This window comes from Pseudoalteromonas sp. NZS11_1, from assembly GCF_015864275.1.
GTDB lineage: Bacteria > Pseudomonadota > Gammaproteobacteria > Enterobacterales > Alteromonadaceae > Pseudoalteromonas > Pseudoalteromonas arctica.
The window spans coordinates 38,753-55,265 of the sequence record NZ_JADYXK010000017.1 but is presented as its reverse complement, the minus strand read 5'-3'; the positions used below and the strand labels follow the sequence as shown (position 1 = coordinate 55,265).

Genomic DNA, 16,513 nt, shown 5'->3' with positions numbered 1-16,513 from the left:
TTGCTTACAAATTAATCTTCAAAATAGGTATAGCCTTCAAGGCCTGCATTAAGCTCAGCTAAATAACCTTCTTTACACTGCGTCGATACATCAAGTTTATTAACTTGGTACGCAAAGTTGTCAGCTAAAATGGCGCTATCATAGTCAACAAACTTTAATACATCCTTAACGCTATCACCTTTTATGGCATTGGTTAACACGTAGCCATCGTCGTTAAGCTCTACGTGTACCGAATCAGTGTCACCAAATAGGTTATGTAAATCACCTAAAATCTCTTGATACGCGCCTACCATAAACATAGCGATGTGGTATTGCTCGCCATGCTTATATTCTGGTATTGGTAGGCTGGTTTCGATACCAGCGCCTTCAACGTATTCACGAATCTGCCCGTCAGAATCGCAGGTAATATCTTGAATAATCGCGCGCTGAGTAAGTGGCTGAGTTAAGTTTTCGATTGGCATAACCGGAAACAACTGCTGAATACCCCATACATCAGGCAACGACTGAAATAATGAAAAGTTAACAAAGAGTTTATCAGCAAGCTTTTCGTTTAAATCGTCGAGTACTTCACGGTGCGCGCGCGCATTATTACTAAGCGATGCACGTACACGATGTAAAATAGTAAAGTAAAGCTGCTCTATTTTCGCCCACTCTAGCATGCTTACTAAGCCATGCACGTACTGATCGTGCGCTTCGCTAAATAAGTGCATAGCGTCGTGATAAATCTCTAATGCCATACGCGGGTTTAAACGCTGTAAACACTGCCACATTTCATCAAGCACTAATGCGCTATTTTCAAGCGGTGGCTCTGGATTTAAATGATTAGGCGCTTTTTCTACGTCAATTACATCGGTAATTAATACCGCATGGTGAGCAGTTAAAGCACGCCCCGACTCGGTGATAATGGCCGGATGCGTAAGGTTATGCTGATCGCACACTTCTGCAAATGCATTCACTACGTTACGCGCATACTCTTCTACGGTGTAATTCATTGAACACGCACTACGCGAGCCAGAGCCCTCGTAATCAACGCCTAAGCCGCCGCCCACATCAACGGTATTTAACGGTACGTTTAATTGTGTAAGCTCAGCAAAGTGGCGTGCACATTCACGTAAAGCACGGTGAATATCACGAATGTTGGCAATTTGAGAACCAATATGAAAATGCACCATTTGCATTAAGTGCAGCTTATTATGCTTTTTAAGCACTTCAACAGCACTTAGTACTTGGCCTGCTGTTAAACCAAACTTGCCTTTTTCGCCGCCCGTGTTTTGCCACTTGCCTTTGCCTACTGAGTTTAGGCGAATGCGAATACCAATAGCCGGTTCAATGCCTAGGTTGTCTATTTCTTCAAGTAGTGTGGTCAGTTCTGAAAGCTTTTCTACCACAATTTTTACGCTGTGGCCCATTGCTTGACCAATACACGCTAGGCGTAAAAACTCACTGTCTTTATAGCCGTTACACACTATTGTGATTGGCTCTTTTGCTACACCCAAAATAGCCATAAGTTCTGGCTTTGAGCCTGCTTCTAGGCCAACAAGCCCGCTTGGATGCGCTAATAGTTTACTTACTACAGAACGTTGCTGATTTACTTTAATTGGGTAAACACAGGTGTATTTTCCGTTATATTCGCGATTTGCTCGCGCCTGCGTAAACGCGTTAGTAAGTGTGTCTACACGATTTTTTAAAATATCAGTAAAGCGTACTAAAACCGGCAACGTTAAACCTTGTTGCTTAAACTGCTCAGTTAATTGCGTTAAAGAAATGGCCGGTTTTGTTTGGTCGCCATCTGGGTAAGCCACCAGTTCGCCTTGTGCGTTAATATCAAAATAACCATCACTCCAATGAGCAACGTTATAAGTGGCGCGTGCTGTTTCTAAACCCCAGGTCATGGCAACTCTTCTTTAGTCAATTAGGTATAAAGGCGCATTTTAATACGTCACTATCCACTAGGCTAACAAAAATTGAACTTTCACTCATTCCTAACTAACTTTATTCGTCAAATCAGTTAAAATGTCATTGAGCAAAACGCCAAGCACTGGCAGAATTGCCCCTTTTTCATACTCAACCTAAAAAGTGTAATAGTAACTATGGCAAATTTAGATCAAAGTAAGTGGTTTACTGAAATTAGCGACCGCGATGGCAGCGCATTTTCATTACGTATTAATAAAAAGTTAGATGAAAAACAGTCTCCTTTTCAAAAGGTAGAAATGTTTGAAACCACAGACTTTGGTAATTTAATGATCATCGACGGGTGTACTATGGTAACAACCCGCGAAAACTTCTTTTATCATGAGATGATCAGCCACCCTGCACTTTTAGCGCATCCAAACCCTAAAAACGTCGTTATTATTGGCGGCGGCGACTGCGGTACTTTACGCGAAGTATTAAAACACCCAGGCGTAGAAACTGTAACGCAAATAGATATCGACGAAGTAGTAACGCAAATGTCGTTAAAATACTTCCCAGAGCTTTGTGAATCTAATAACGACGCCCGTGCAACTGTTATGTTTGACGACGGTATTAAATACATGCGCGAAGCCGCTGGCGAATCTATCGACGTAGTGATTGTTGATGGCACAGATCCGGTAGGTCCAGGTGAGGGTTTATTTAACCATGCGTTTTACACAAGCTGTTTAGATGCACTGCGCCCAGGTGGTATTTTAGTACAACAAAGTGAATCACCACTTATGCACATGCCACTATTAGTTGAAATGCGCGAAGCAATGTTAAGCGTAGGCTTTAACGATTTACAAACATTACCATTTCCACAACCAATTTACCCAAGCGGTTTATGGTCAGTAACACTTGCACGTAAATCACAAGCATTTGACGGTTTTAGAGAAGATGCAGCTGCAAATATTGCACAGCACAGCGAGTACTATAACAACGGTATTCACCATGGTGCACTCGCTACACCTAACTACATGAAACGCGCATTCGATAAAAAATAATACCAATCTGCTTATATATGGGGTCTATTTAACGTTAAGAAAATTACGCTAGAACTAGGCAAAAATTTTTGTATCTAGTTGTTCTAAATAAAAAATTTTTAACGACGTTATAGTGCAATTTAATTCGTTAAATTGATCAAAAATTTATGCAGGTTGGTATAATCTATACCAATTTTATAAAACTAAAAAGGGAGCATTTAAATGCTCCCTTTTTTATACTTTTAAAAACGCCATTGCGCATTTAGCATTATTTGCTGCTGCGAGATTCGTTCATTAAATCCAATTGGCTCTCTATTTTTTGCAACACTTTTAAGTGCAGAACCTTCAACCCCTATTTGTAGTTTATTAGTGAGCTGGTAGCGCCATGTTGCGGTTAAGCCTTCCCCATTACTTGCATTAGGGTCAAACGCGGTTGTGTCGTTGTCAGTAACTTTAAAATAATCATAACGTACTGAAACGCGATGTTTGCCTTCTTTATGGCTCAGCATTAAATAATGGCTATAAAAAGCATTATCAATTAATGCATTACTGCCCATTTCAGTCTTCCCATTGAGTGCCTGGGCAATAAAACGTGTTTTACTGTTAAATTTATAAAGCCAAGCGGCGCTCGTGAATCGAGTATTCCAAGCATATTGCCCAGAACTATAATTAACAGTATTTGGATCGCCATTATTATCATAATAGTAGATTCTAAATTGAGACTGCTTTAAGTAATCCCAATGTATACCGGCGTAATAACCAAAGCGCCCGTCTACTTCCTCAAACGGTAAAACCTGATTAGCTTGCCAGCGTAATTCGTATTCGTTTAACGCCGCTACAGGCGCAAATTGCACGCTTTCGTTAAACGTTGTTTGTCTATCGTGTAATGCAAAGCCACGCCATGCGAGTAAAGTACCTGCGGGGTCATTGCCTTTAAATGTCGCACCTACAAAGCTAAAGCTATGTCTGCTGTTAAAACGTTTTGCTGGGCGCTTAATAGTTACCTCTGCGCCAACAGTGCGTACTTCCTCGCCTATCCAGCTATTAATAGCTGAGTTTGTATAGTTATAAGGAGAAGTCCACCCTATATCAGGATTTTCAAGCGACATAAGTGGGTAAAAGCCCCCCACGCGCATGTGCCATTTATAGTTGCTGTTAGATAGCGGCTGATACTTTATATAAGCCTGTGTAAAACCAAGGCCAACATCAGGATCTTGATTCGCATTTAACACCCCATGAGCCGACCAACTAGATGCTAAATCAACATTAAAATCTAAAATACCTTGGGATAAAATAAGTTCGTCGCTTTTAGTATCGTGCCGATATAGCCCAAGGCCGCCCTCTTGGAAGCTACGTATATCGTCCCCCTGCACGGCTCTAATTTGTATCAAGCCTTTTACTTGTGCATACAATGCATTACTAAAACATAAAGCACCGGCTAAAAATGCCAGCCTCATTAAGCGATTAATAATCATCAAATTCATCCGTAGCAAAGTCAATTTGCTCCGCAATTTCCTGCTTTACTTTATAAGTGATAGGGTTAGTAGCCACAGTAATAGTTTGAGATTCAACCTTACTAATATCACTAAACCCAGAATGCCAAACACTTAACGTGTATTCGCCTGCATTGGCATTTAAATCAACATTCCCGTTTTCATCGGTGATTGCAAAAATAGTACTATCTACCACCACAATATAACCTAACATCCAATCATGAATATTACAGCCAAGCTCAACAACACCCGTTTGATCAAAAGTAATGGGCGCTTTTGGGTGCTCCTTATATAGCTTTAATTCGAACGTTTTGGCTTTAGAAAATGAATAAACATGATGCATGATTGAGTCCGCATTCGGAAACTCTACCTTTGCATTTTGTGGGACAACTAAAATACGCGGCTTAAATTCTCGATTTTGCTGGGTCATCGCATAAGGTGCTTCTGGAGGAATAACGCTAGAGAGGTCTCCTGCAGTTAGCCATACAACAGCATTAGGTAATGGGTCATTATTAGCATTTTTAATTGTAATATTTGCTGCAAAAACTCCAGTATTAACACTTAGTAAAAATACACAAAGTAAGCTTTTTATCATTTTCTTGTCGCTATTATCAATTTGTTTACATTATAGACCGATTAAGCCACCAAATTCTTTCTATTTTTTAAAACATTGAATACGTATGTAAGCAGTCGTATTAATCATCAACAGTCATTATCCTTAAATGTCACCACCGACTCATCTAAGGACACACCATGAGAATACCAGCACTTGTGCTTTTAGCCTTTGCTAGTAATAGCTACGGACAAACCGTAGAGCTAAAATCGCCAGACACACAAATAACAGTAAGCATCTCTGACGAAAACAACACGCCAAGCTACGCAATAAAATTTAAAAACAAAGCGGTTATAAACAAATCTTTACTGGGGTTTGAATTTAAAACACAAGCAGCTTTTAGCGACGGCTTTAAAATTAAAAGCATTGAACAACAAAGCGTTAACTCGCAGTGGCAACAACCTTGGGGCGAACGCCAAAACGTTGTTGACGAATATAACGAAGTAGCCGTTACCTTTACAAAAAATGAGCCAAATAAAGGTACCTACACCATTCGATTTAAAGCATTTGATAGTGGTGTAGGTTTTAGATACGAAGTACCACAACAAGCCGGGTTCGAACATACAGAAATAACCAAAGAGTTAACTGAATTTGCAATAAACAATAGCCATGATGCAACAGCATGGTGGATACCTGCTCGTGGCTGGAACCGCTACGAATATGTTTACAACACTACTCCACTTAACGAAGCTCCACTAGCTCACACACCATTTACGTTTAAAACAAGTGACGGTACTCATATTAGTATTCATGAAGCCGCACTTGTTGATTACGCAGGCATGGTACTTAATCAACGCCGCTCTGGTACGTTCACTGCCGATTTAACGCCGTGGTCAGATGGTGTTGCCGTTAAAAAACAAGGTGCTTTTAAAACGCCATGGCGCACCATTCAAATAGCCGACAGCGCTGTTGGCTTAGTTAATTCAGATATAATACTAAACCTAAACGAGCCTAATAAACTCGGTGACGTGTCGTGGGTTAAGCCTGGTAAATATGTCGGTATTTGGTGGGGTATGCATATAAATACACAAACTTGGGGTAGCGGTAAAAAACACGGCGCCACTACGCAAACCACAAAATACTATATGGATTTTGCAGCGCAGTATGGTTTTGATGGCGTACTCGTTGAAGGCTGGAATATTGGTTGGGATGGCGATTGGTATTTTAATGGCGATGTATTTAACTTTACCAAACCGTACGACGACTTTGATATAGCAGCGCTTGCTCAATACGGTAAAGAAAAAGGCGTACAGCTCATTGGCCACCATGAAACATCAGGCAATGTAAGCAACTACCGTGACCAAATGGAAGATGCTTTTGCCCTTTACGAAAAATCAAACGTAAGCCAAGTAAAAACAGGTTATGTAGCCGATGGCGGAAATATAAAACGTATAGACAAAAACGGTATTGCTCGCCACGAATGGCATGACGGCCAGTTTATGGTTAACGAATACCTTTATAACGTAAAACTTGCAGCTAAACATAAAATTAGCATTAATACTCACGAGCCAATTAAAGATACAGGCCTGCGTCGTACTTATCCAAACTGGATTGCGCGCGAAGGCGCACGCGGACAAGAATACAATGCATGGGGTTCACCTCCTAATCCACCAGAGCATGTACCAATGCTTGCTTTTACCCGCATGCTTGCAGGACCAATGGACTTTACGCCAGGTATTTTTGATATGAGCTTTAATGGTTTAGGAGGCGATACAAACCGCCCACAAACTACACTTGCCAAACAACTTGCACTTTATGTTGTTTTGTATAGCCCCATTCAAATGGCTGCCGACTTACCTAAAAACTACTTGGCTAAGCCCGATGCGTTTCAATTCATTCAAGACGTACCAACAGATTGGCAGCAAAGTATTGCTATTGATGGTGAAGTAGGCGACTTTATTGTATTCGCTCGTAAAGAACGTAAAAGCACTAAATACTCAGGAAACGATTGGTACCTAGGTGCTGTTACTGACGAAAGAGCCCGAACTATTGAGGTAAAACTCGACTTTTTAGAGCAAGGCAAAAAGTTTGAAGCACAAATTTATAAAGATGGTAAAAGCGCAGAGTGGAAAAACAATCCGTACGATCTAGCTATCGAAAAACGTGTTGTAACTGCAAGCGATAAACTAACGCTTAAATTAGCCACTAGTGGCGGTACAGCTATTCGTTTTAAAGCACTTTAATATAATGGGCCCCCTGCATTTACTATGCAGGGGTTGATACCTTTATTGGCAAGTATACTTGTGCACTTAAACCGCCTTCTGGGCGGTTTTCTAGCTTTACTTTACCGTCGTGCATATCAACAATGCGTTTAATAATAGCAAGGCCTAAACCACTGCCTTCACTGCCACGTGCAGCATCGCCTTGTTTAAAGGGCTCAAACACAGACTCTAATTCGTTTTCAGGAATGCCGGGGCCACTATCGTTTACAGCAATAACCACGTATTTTTTGTTTGAATTAAAGTAGCTAAGTACTTCAATATCGCCCTCAGAATAACGCAGTGCATTACCAATCATATTGGTAATTACACGCTTAATAGCCACAGAGCTTAACGGTATATTGCCTATATTAGGATTACTTTTAAACGTAATAGTACGTTGATGTTGAAGCTCAGAATTGACAACCTCGGCAACTAAAGCATTTATATCTTCGCAACTTAGTTCTTCACGTTTATGGTGGCGTAAATACTCAATAAACTGATCAATAATCCCGTTCATGTCTTCTATATCGTAAATTATACCTTCACGAAGATAATCATCTTCATCAACCATCATTTCGGTAGCTAAACGAATACGCGTAAGCGGCGTACGTAAATCATGAGATACACCGGCCATTAGTAAACGGCGGTCGTTTTCGAGTGCGGCAATTCCGCGCGACATTTGGTTAAACGCACGCGTTACTTCTATTACCTCTGTTGAGCCTTGTTCTTCTAACTTAGTAGAAAAATCGCCTTTACCCACTTTCACAGCAGCTTGTTGCAGTGCTTTTAATGGCCTATTAAGGTGCCTTGCAAACAACCACCCGCCCAGCACACTTAAAAAACCAATACTTGATAAGTAAAACGTTAAAAACTCTAAGTTGTTCTCTTTAAAGCCTTTAAGCGGTACTTTCACCCAATAACCTGGCGCTTGCGGTGCTTCCACCCAATAAATCAACGGATCAGTTTGGCTAATACGTACACGAGAATAACCACCAAGTTGCTCAGTCATGCTGCGCGATAGCATAGAATATTCGCGGCTTTGCCCAAGCCCTTGACGCATCGCTTCTCGCTGAGTCATCACTTCAATGCCAGTAATTTCAAAAAACTTTGCAGATACTTCGTCGTTTATTTCAACGCCATCTTCCCAGTCAATAAATACTGTTTTAATTTGCTTAGCAAGCATCAAGTTAACTTGCTCAATGGTTGGTTTTACAACATAAAAACTAACCGTAACATAAGACACTATTTGATTTATGAGCAGCAGAGCCGCCACTAAAAAAACAGTTTGTCCAAAAGCACTGCGCGGAAACATGCCCATAAATATTACTTTTCACCGTCGGGAACAAACACATACCCCAAACCCCAAACGGTTTGAATATAACGTGGATTGGCAGCATCTACTTCAATCATGCGGCGAAGTCGCGACACTTGCACATCAATACTTCGCTCAAGCGCACTGTAATCACGCCCACGCGCTAAGTTCATTAGCTTATCGCGGCTAAGTGGCTCACGCGGATGCGAAACAAGCGCTTTTAGCACTGCAAACTCACCACTGGTAAGCGATATTGTTTTATCCCCTTCACTCATTTCGCGCGTTGCTAAATTAAGCGTAAATTTACCAAAAGCGATTAAGTTTTCTTCAGCAGCAGGTGCGCCTGGCACTTCTTTTGCGCGGCGACGTAAGATTGCTTTTATGCGAGCGAGTAGCTCACGTGGATTAAATGGTTTTGGAATGTAATCGTCAGCGCCAAGTTCAAGGCCAATAATGCGGTCTACTTCGTCGCCCTTTGCAGTAAGCATAACAATAGGAATTTCATTTTCTTTTTGGCGTAGACGGCGGCAAATCGATAAGCCATCCTCGCCCGGGAGCATTAAATCGAGAACCATTAAGTGAAAGTTTTCTCGCTCTAGGAGTCTATCCATTTGCTCCGAGTTTCCTGCGGTTCTAACAATAAAGCCTTGCTCTACTAAGTAACGTTCAAGCAAACTGCGTAAGCGCATATCGTCATCAACAACTAATACTTTTGTGGTTTCGTGTCCCATGATCTCTTTCTTATTTTTATATCCAATTACTAGTTAATATAAATGAAAAACTTAATAATCAAAAACTAATTACTTGCTTAGATTGTTACTGAACATTTCAAAGCTTACTTACTCGCACTTTATTATATTTTACGCTCGACAAGTTTTGACAAATTTAATAACGTGCACACCATTAGAGCTAATAAAGAATTCACCATGAAAACAAATTTAGTTACCCGCGAAGGTTACTTACAATTACAACAAGAACACGACCAACTATGGAACGTTAAACGCCCAGAAGTAACAAAAATAGTAAGCTGGGCAGCCAGCCTCGGAGATCGCTCTGAGAACGCAGACTATCAATATAACAAGCGTTTGCTACGCCAAATTGACCGTCGGGTACGCTATTTACGCAAACGCATACCTGATTTAAAAATCATCGACTACTCTCCCGTGCAAGATGGAAAAGTGTTTTTTGGTGCGTGGGTCGAAATTGAAAACGAAGAAGGTGAAGTTAAAAAGTTCAGAATTGTAGGTCCTGATGAGATTTACGACCGTAAAGATTACATATCAATAGACTCACCTATGGCGCGGGCGCTGATTAAAAAACAAGTGGACGACGATTTTGAAGTACCTACTCCTCAGGGTAAAAAGCAGTGGTATGTAAACAGTATCGATTACCAAAAAAAGAAATAAAAAGTTTTGATTCAGATCATGTTAACTTTTGATTGTGTAAATTAAAGCAATAAGCTATAACTGAATTATTCAAGTTGATTTGTTTAATTTGAAAGCAGTTAATTAAGGTCGTGGTTATGTCAAACATAGTACAGCGCATATTTAGTAATGCCGTATTGTTTGCACTTTTAATGAGTGTAAGTTTGACGCTGCATGCCAGCAACACTGACGTAAACCTTGATAACGCTAAACTATCTAATCACTTTATTGCTTGTGACATTCCTGACCAAGCAAACCTCGATTTTGACGTAGACTCTCACGTTAATACTATTACCTTTAGGTCGCCTCAACCACTTCCTAATGTCGTAGATTCTTTTTATAAGAGCACCAATCTAAACAGACCTTTTAGCACTGCATACCAACGCGGACCACCTAGCTATTTAATTTAATTTATTATTTTACAACTTAATTAAATTTTATAACTACTAAGGTGACTACTATGTCTAACTTTAAAGAATTGCGTACTCAGAATGTTTCTCACGGCGTTATAGCAAGCACATTTGCAGATGACCAACCATTGATTGATTTATCATCTCCAGCGCTAAAAATGGTAAATAACTTTACTCAAAAAACGCCTATTCGTGCAGAACATACAACAACGATTACAGATGCACTTAAACAAGTTAGTGCACAACAATCTGATTTTGTTTTAGTAACCGACGAGAACCAAAAATTAATTGGCCTAGTTTCTAGCGCCGATTTACAAAGCTCTAAAATTACTATTATTGCAGAGCGCTTAAATATGCAACGAAGCGAAGTAAGCTTGCGCGATATTATGACACCAGTTAACCGTCTTACCGGTGTAAGCATGCAAAGCTTAAGCTATGCATGCATTGGTGATGCGCTTCAAACGATGGAGCATCAGGGCACAATGTTTTTATTAGTTACAACAGCAAGTAGCGAAATTTGTGGTCTAATTTCAGCTCGCCAAATAGCTAAAACATTACATATTCCACTGCATATTAGCCCTATTGCTCACTCTTTCAGTGAAGTATTAGAAAACATTGAGCATCCTCACTAGGGCGCTCTTTTAGTTGAATTGATTTACTCCCCTCCCAACCATCTTAAAGCAAGTGAAATAGCTTGCTTTAAGAGCTTTTTATTACTACCTCCTGTGATATTATTCAAGCAATTAACGGCGCCAGTAACACGCTTCTGGTCTTATTTTATTGTATAAAAAGGTTTTTGCATGAGCGATATCTCTGCACGTTTAGCCGGTGAGTTAAACGCACAGCAGCAACAGGTTGTTGCAGCTACAAAATTACTTGATGAAGGCGCAACTGTTCCTTTTATTGCCCGCTACAGAAAAGAAGTTACCGGCGGCCTAGACGACACCCAATTACGCCTTTTAGAGCAGCGTTTATCGTATTTACGTGAACTAGAAGAGCGCCGCAGTTTTATTTTATCGACCATCGAATCGCAAAATAAATTAACGCCAGAGCTAAGTGCCGATATAACTAATGCACAAAGTAAAACTGAACTTGAAGATTTATACCTACCTTATAAAGCTAAGCGCCGTACTAAAGGCCAAATAGCAATTGAAGCTGGTTTAGAGCCACTTGCAGATGCACTATTTAAAGATGCTAACCTTGACCCAGAGCAACAAGCAGATCAATTTGTAAGTGCTGAAAAAGGCTTTGCAGATACAAAAGCTGTACTCGAAGGCGCTAAATTTATCTTGATGGAGCGCTTTGCTGAAGACGCAAAATTACTTGCTAAATTTAGAAGTCACATAAGCCAAAACGGCGCAATTGAAAGCACTGTAATTAAAGGCCAAGAGCAAGCGGGTGCAAAATACCGTGACTACTTTGAGCATCAAGAACTTCTCAAAAAAGTACCTTCTCACCGCGCGCTTGCTATGCTTAGAGCCCGAAATGAAGGTGTACTTCAGTTAAATGTTAATCCAGAGCCTAGCGCTGAAAATTCAGCGCAACTATGTGCCAACATGATTGCTGACCATTACCGTTTAGATATTAAATATAAAGCGGCAAGTCCTTGGTTATTAAACGTTGTGCAATGGGCGTGGAAAATTAAGTTAGGATTACACCTAGAGAATGAATTTTTTGCAGCAATGCGCGAAAAAGCAGAAGCTGGTGCAATCGACGTATTTGCTAAAAACTTAAAAGATTTATTAATGGCAGCACCTGCAGGCCCCCGTACTACTTTAGGTCTTGATCCAGGCCTTCGTACTGGCTGTAAGATTGCCGTTGTTGATAGCACAGGTAAATTACTAGCTACACAAACTATTTTCCCTCATGCACCACAAAATCATTGGGATAAATCAGTGCGTACGTTAGAGCAACTTTGTCGTCAGCATAAAGTTGAGCTAATTGCAATTGGTAACGGTACTGCATCACGCGAATCAGATAAGTTGGTTGCTGAGCTTATGAAAGCAAACAGCGAACTTAAGCTTAGTAAAATTATGGTTAGCGAAGCGGGTGCATCGGTTTACTCAGCTTCTGAATTTGCAGCTAATGAATTCCCAGATTTAGATGTTTCTATACGAGGGGCTGTCTCTATTGCGCGCCGCCTTCAAGACCCTCTTGCTGAACTTGTTAAAATTGAGCCAAAATCAATTGGTGTTGGCCAATACCAACACGATGTATCGCAAAGCCAATTAGGCCAAAGCCTTATTTCAGTAGTTGAAGACTGTGTAAACTCAGTAGGCGTAGATTTAAACATGGCATCGGTACCGCTACTTACACGCGTATCTGGTTTAAACAAAACATTAGCGCAAAATATCGTTAATTATCGCGATGCTAACGGCACATTTACTAAACGTAGTGAGCTTAAAAAGGTTGAGCGTTTAGGGCCAAAAGCATTTGAACAAGCGGCTGGTTTTTTACGTATTAACAATGGTAGCGATCCTCTAGATAACTCATCAGTTCACCCTGAAGCTTATCCTGTTGTTAAACGTATTTGTGAACGCAATAGCGTCGATGTCAGTAACCTAATTGGTAACAGCGACTTTTTAACTAAACTTGCTGCAAACGATTACACTGACGAAAAATTTGGCTTACCAACCGTTACCGACATTATTACTGAGCTTGATAAACCAGGCCGAGATCCTCGTCCTGAATTTAAAACAGCTGAGTTTAAAGCCGGTGTTGAAAAAATTAGTGACCTAAAACCAGGTATGATTTTAGAAGGCGTGGTTTCAAACGTTGCTAATTTTGGTGCGTTTGTTGATGTAGGTGTTCACCAAGATGGTTTAGTGCATATTTCAGCAATCACGAATAAATTTATATCAGATCCGCGTGAAGTTGTTAAAGCTGGTGATATTGTAAAGGTTAAAGTTGTTGAAGTAGACGCTGCACGTAAACGTATAAGCTTTACTATGCGCTTAGATGACGACATTGACACAAGTAATAAGTCAGCAGCGCCAGCTACGCAAAAGCCACAAGCACGTGCTAATAATTCGCAACCTCGCGCTGCAAAGCCTAAACGTGACAACGGTAATGCGTTAATGGGTAATGCATTTGCCGATGCGTTCGCTAATGCTAAAGTGAAAAAATAATACTTGTACAGCTAAGCTAAAACGAAAAAAACCGCGTAAGCGGTTTTTTTGTGTTCATTTTACGAAGTTATTAACCATACGCCGAAAAGCCACTTTCACTTTGTGGTGAACTCGTCATTTGATAAAAATTGGCAATGCGCCCAGCTCGAGCTTCCACATCGGCATCGCGAGATTGCTCTGTATTCGTGTCGCTTTCTGATTCTGCAGTGCTGGTTTCGTTGGCTGAAAGCTTATTACTTTGCTCATCGTCTTCGCTTTGCTCTTCTTCTGGCATCGCAAGTTCAGCTTGAGCAGCTGCCATTTTTTGTGTTGCATCAGCTGCTATTGATCTATCAGCTCCCGATGGTTCTGCAGGCGCTAATGCGGCAGCCCGCACGGTTTGCATCTTATCGAGGGTGGCTTGCGGATCATTGGGGACTTCAGATACATCAATTTGTACCTCACCACTTACGGCATAGTTGGTGCCATCTGGACCACGCTCATAACCATAGCTAGGCGATCCTGCATGTTGCCCGCCAACAGCAGCATGAGCTTGTTCGTGTACACGTACTTCTGTATCACGGGCTTTAAGTTCTTTAATTTGCTGTTGTTCTTGTTCGAGCTGTTGCTCTTCTTGCTCAGTTTCTTGTTGAGACGCTTCTTGTTCGGCATCTTGATCGGCACTCTCTGAATTTTCTGAGTTGCCTTCACGCTGCTCAATTGCTTTATCGTCAGCTAGTTTACCGGTAGCATCGTAAGTAGATACATCACTATTATTGCCTGGAAGTTTGGCTTTTTCAGCATCACTTTGCGCTTTGGTTTCTGTATTGCTTGCGCTACTAGATGCGGGAGCAGGAATAACTTCGCGTAGTTGGTTGTCACGCCGTGCAGTTTCCGTATAAACATTTGCTGTGTTTATATTGATAGACGGAAATGGCGTGACAATATTCATAATACTAAACTTTAATATCGATTAACGTGCCAAGTACATCATCGGCCGTTTGAATTGATTGCGTATTTGCCTTGGCATTAAACTCTTCAACTTTTAAGTTAACAAGCGCTTCATCAACACGAGCTGGCTGTGCTACAGGTGCAGTAATAGCTTCTTCAGGGCGTGCTGCGCTAAGCTGACGTTGCTGCGCTAATTGTGCGTCATCTTGCTGTTCTATACTGGCACGGTTAATCTCAGCACTGGCCTTTTCAATACCTTGGCTAGCTCGATTAAACCCTTCTACACCACTATTAAATACAGATCCGATTGGCATATTAAAACCTCCACCAAATAAACATTGTTTAATTATCGCTCAGGTTCTGCTCAAAATAAAGCTTTAAACAGCGCTATTCTTAGCTCTATTTTAAAGCATTGATTTAACGACAGATAAAAACTCACTTTTATGAGAAATAAATGGCGCGTGCGACGCTTTATCTAGCACCTCGTATTCAAACTCAGTATTTAGTACTGACATTTCACTAATTGCTTTATAAGGCACTAAGGCATCAAGTCGGCCAAATACTCCTTTGATAGGTACTGGGCAATGAGCAAATAAATCACGTAAATCGTCGTTTTGTAAAATATCTAAACCAGCACTCAGGGCGTCGCTTTGTGGTGCGCTGTACTGATTTAGTAATTGTTTAAGCAGCTTTATATCATCACGCGCCGACTCGCTACCCATCGCTTGAATAGCTAAAAAGCGCTCTATTGTTTTTTCTCGATGATTAACTAACTGCTCTTTAAACTGCGCCAATACATTCGCTTTTATTCCGGGCCAATTATCTGCCTCAGCAAAGAAAGGAGTCGATGCAATTAAAATAACTTTTGATACTTTTTCAGGCCAATGCTTAGCAATATAAAGTGCAAACAATCCACCTAACGACCACCCCATTAAAATGGTCTTCGGCTTTAACTGCTTACTTAAAGTTTCTGCTGCATCATGCAAAGTATAAGGGCTTGGGCAAACATGGCTATTACCAAACCCAGGTAGGTCAAGGCTACGTACACTTCCTGAATATAAAAACTCAAGTTCTGGCTGTACTAACTGCCATACGCCCTGATTCATTCCCCAACCATGTAATAACACTAACTCATTTTGCATATTTGCCTAACCTTTACCAAACTTAGGCTCATCATAACGTTTAAAAAGGCGATTGCAATGCAAGGAGCGAGTCAGTGAAACAAGCCATTTTAAATTGGTTATTTCCCTCTTATTGCGTGCAGTGTCAAAATACGATTACGACCTCCTTAGGGCTTTGTGATTATTGCCTTGAAGATTTACCATTGTTTGATTTTAGTAAGCATAATAATTTACTGCATCGACCCGATATTGTTGAGATGTTTCCTAATTGCGAGTTTGATAAATTATTTGCCTGTGCTTTTTATCAACCTCCCTTTGAACATTGGCTTAAAAGGCTAAAATTTAATAATCAAATTCATTATAAAAAGGCACTGCAGCAAGTTATACAAAAACAATTAACGCAGTTTTTTGAGCAAAGCCCTACTTTGCCCGATACCTTTATTATTTTACCTCTTCATAAAAGCCGATTCATTACTCGCGGGTTTAATCAGGTAAGCCAAGTTTGGCAACCATGTTTAGCTAATTACGCATCAGTGAGTAACGTACTTATTCGCAATAAAAAAACACAAGCCCAGTCGGAGCTATCTAAAGCAAAGCGTATTAAAAACTTAAAAAATGCCTTTATTTGTACACAGGATATGGGCGGTAAAACAGTCGCTATTGTTGATGATGTAATGACGACAGGGGCAACATTAAACGCAGCTACTAGTGCACTAAAACAAGCAGGCGCTAAACAAGTGTGGGCTTTTACAACTTGCTTAACGCCTATTTAATTATTAAAAAGTATTATACCAATCCGCAATAATACTTAATCATTTTGTTGGGCTAAACGTACCGCTACCGGCGTTAAAAAATTCTCATTTACGACTGCATGGATGCAGAAGGTAGAGCAATGCAGGAGCAATTGCCGAGACCAACTAAATAGCGAACTTTTTGCCTAGCTATCAA

At 40.6% G+C, this 16,513-nt stretch carries 15 protein-coding genes; 7 read left to right on the top strand and 8 right to left on the bottom strand.

From position 1 onward, the window contains the following. Positions 1 to 11: 11 nt before the first annotated feature. Complete coding sequence (speA, locus tag I6F44_RS12870; RefSeq protein ID WP_007584591.1) at positions 12 to 1,892, bottom strand: biosynthetic arginine decarboxylase; 1,881 nt, start codon at positions 1,890 to 1,892, stop codon at positions 12 to 14. Between the two features lie 198 nt (positions 1,893 to 2,090). Between speA and speE the strand changes: the two genes are divergently transcribed. Continuing rightward, positions 2,091 to 2,954 (top strand): polyamine aminopropyltransferase, encoded by an 864-nt coding sequence (gene speE / locus I6F44_RS12865; protein WP_007584590.1) that lies wholly within the window; start codon positions 2,091 to 2,093, stop codon positions 2,952 to 2,954. 221 nt (positions 2,955 to 3,175) lie between these two features. On the opposite strand, the gene I6F44_RS12860 is transcribed toward speE, so the two are convergent. Then, positions 3,176 to 4,408, bottom strand: a complete 1,233-nt coding sequence (locus I6F44_RS12860; RefSeq protein ID WP_197173908.1) for a hypothetical protein — start codon at positions 4,406 to 4,408, stop codon at positions 3,176 to 3,178. After that, positions 4,398 to 5,021 carry a methylamine utilization protein gene (locus tag I6F44_RS12855; RefSeq protein WP_197173907.1) on the bottom strand — a complete coding sequence of 208 codons (624 nt, stop codon included), beginning with the start codon at positions 5,019 to 5,021 and terminating at the stop codon, positions 4,398 to 4,400. The genes I6F44_RS12860 and I6F44_RS12855 overlap by 11 nt, the downstream gene beginning before the upstream one ends. A gap of 158 nt (positions 5,022 to 5,179) precedes the next feature. On the opposite strand from I6F44_RS12855, the gene I6F44_RS12850 reads away from it, so the two are divergent. Beyond that, positions 5,180 to 7,222: a glycoside hydrolase family 97 protein gene (locus tag I6F44_RS12850; protein WP_197173906.1), complete on the top strand. Its 2,043-nt coding sequence runs from the start codon at positions 5,180 to 5,182 to the stop codon at positions 7,220 to 7,222. Positions 7,223 to 7,244: 22 nt separating this feature from the next. On the opposite strand, the gene envZ is transcribed toward I6F44_RS12850, so the two are convergent. Then, a complete protein-coding gene (envZ, locus tag I6F44_RS12845) occupies positions 7,245 to 8,558 on the bottom strand; it encodes a two-component system sensor histidine kinase EnvZ (RefSeq protein ID WP_024607434.1) in 1,314 nt (437 codons plus the stop codon). Between the two features lie 5 nt (positions 8,559 to 8,563). After that, the gene (ompR, locus tag I6F44_RS12840) at positions 8,564 to 9,283 is read right to left on the bottom strand and encodes an osmolarity response regulator transcription factor OmpR (RefSeq protein WP_002959552.1); all 720 of its coding nucleotides are present in this window, start codon (positions 9,281 to 9,283) and stop codon (positions 8,564 to 8,566) included. 195 nt (positions 9,284 to 9,478) lie between these two features. On the opposite strand from ompR, the gene greB reads away from it, so the two are divergent. The 4 genes from greB (at position 9,479) to I6F44_RS12820 (ending at position 13,514) form a co-directional block, all read left to right on the top strand. Continuing rightward, positions 9,479 to 9,958 (top strand): transcription elongation factor GreB, encoded by a 480-nt coding sequence (gene greB / locus I6F44_RS12835; protein WP_076925836.1) that lies wholly within the window; start codon positions 9,479 to 9,481, stop codon positions 9,956 to 9,958. Between the two features lie 116 nt (positions 9,959 to 10,074). After that, a complete protein-coding gene (locus I6F44_RS12830; RefSeq protein WP_170072830.1) occupies positions 10,075 to 10,386 on the top strand; it encodes a hypothetical protein in 312 nt (103 codons plus the stop codon). Positions 10,387 to 10,436: 50 nt separating this feature from the next. Next, positions 10,437 to 11,018, top strand: coding sequence for a CBS domain-containing protein (locus I6F44_RS12825; RefSeq protein WP_024599663.1), 582 nt, complete (start codon positions 10,437 to 10,439; stop codon positions 11,016 to 11,018). Positions 11,019 to 11,186: 168 nt separating this feature from the next. Beyond that, positions 11,187 to 13,514, top strand: a complete 2,328-nt coding sequence (locus tag I6F44_RS12820) for a Tex family protein (protein WP_121955225.1) — start codon at positions 11,187 to 11,189, stop codon at positions 13,512 to 13,514. Positions 13,515 to 13,584: 70 nt separating this feature from the next. Here the strand turns inward: I6F44_RS12820 and I6F44_RS12815 are convergent, their stop codons facing one another. From I6F44_RS12815 to bioH, 3 genes are all read right to left on the bottom strand, one after another. After that, positions 13,585 to 14,445, bottom strand: coding sequence for a putative metalloprotease CJM1_0395 family protein (locus I6F44_RS12815; RefSeq protein WP_197173905.1), 861 nt, complete (start codon positions 14,443 to 14,445; stop codon positions 13,585 to 13,587). Positions 14,446 to 14,449: 4 nt separating this feature from the next. Continuing rightward, on the bottom strand, positions 14,450 to 14,758 hold the full coding sequence (locus I6F44_RS12810; protein ID WP_149594701.1) for a hypothetical protein: 309 nt from the start codon (positions 14,756 to 14,758) through the stop codon (positions 14,450 to 14,452). Positions 14,759 to 14,848: 90 nt separating this feature from the next. Continuing rightward, on the bottom strand, positions 14,849 to 15,586 hold the full coding sequence (bioH, locus tag I6F44_RS12805; RefSeq protein WP_010554945.1) for a pimeloyl-ACP methyl ester esterase BioH: 738 nt from the start codon (positions 15,584 to 15,586) through the stop codon (positions 14,849 to 14,851). A 74-nt stretch (positions 15,587 to 15,660) separates the two neighbouring features. Here bioH and I6F44_RS12800 point away from each other — a divergent pair, with 74 nt between their 5' ends. After that, a complete protein-coding gene (locus I6F44_RS12800; RefSeq protein WP_197173904.1) occupies positions 15,661 to 16,338 on the top strand; it encodes a ComF family protein in 678 nt (225 codons plus the stop codon). Positions 16,339 to 16,513: the final 175 nt, after the last annotated feature.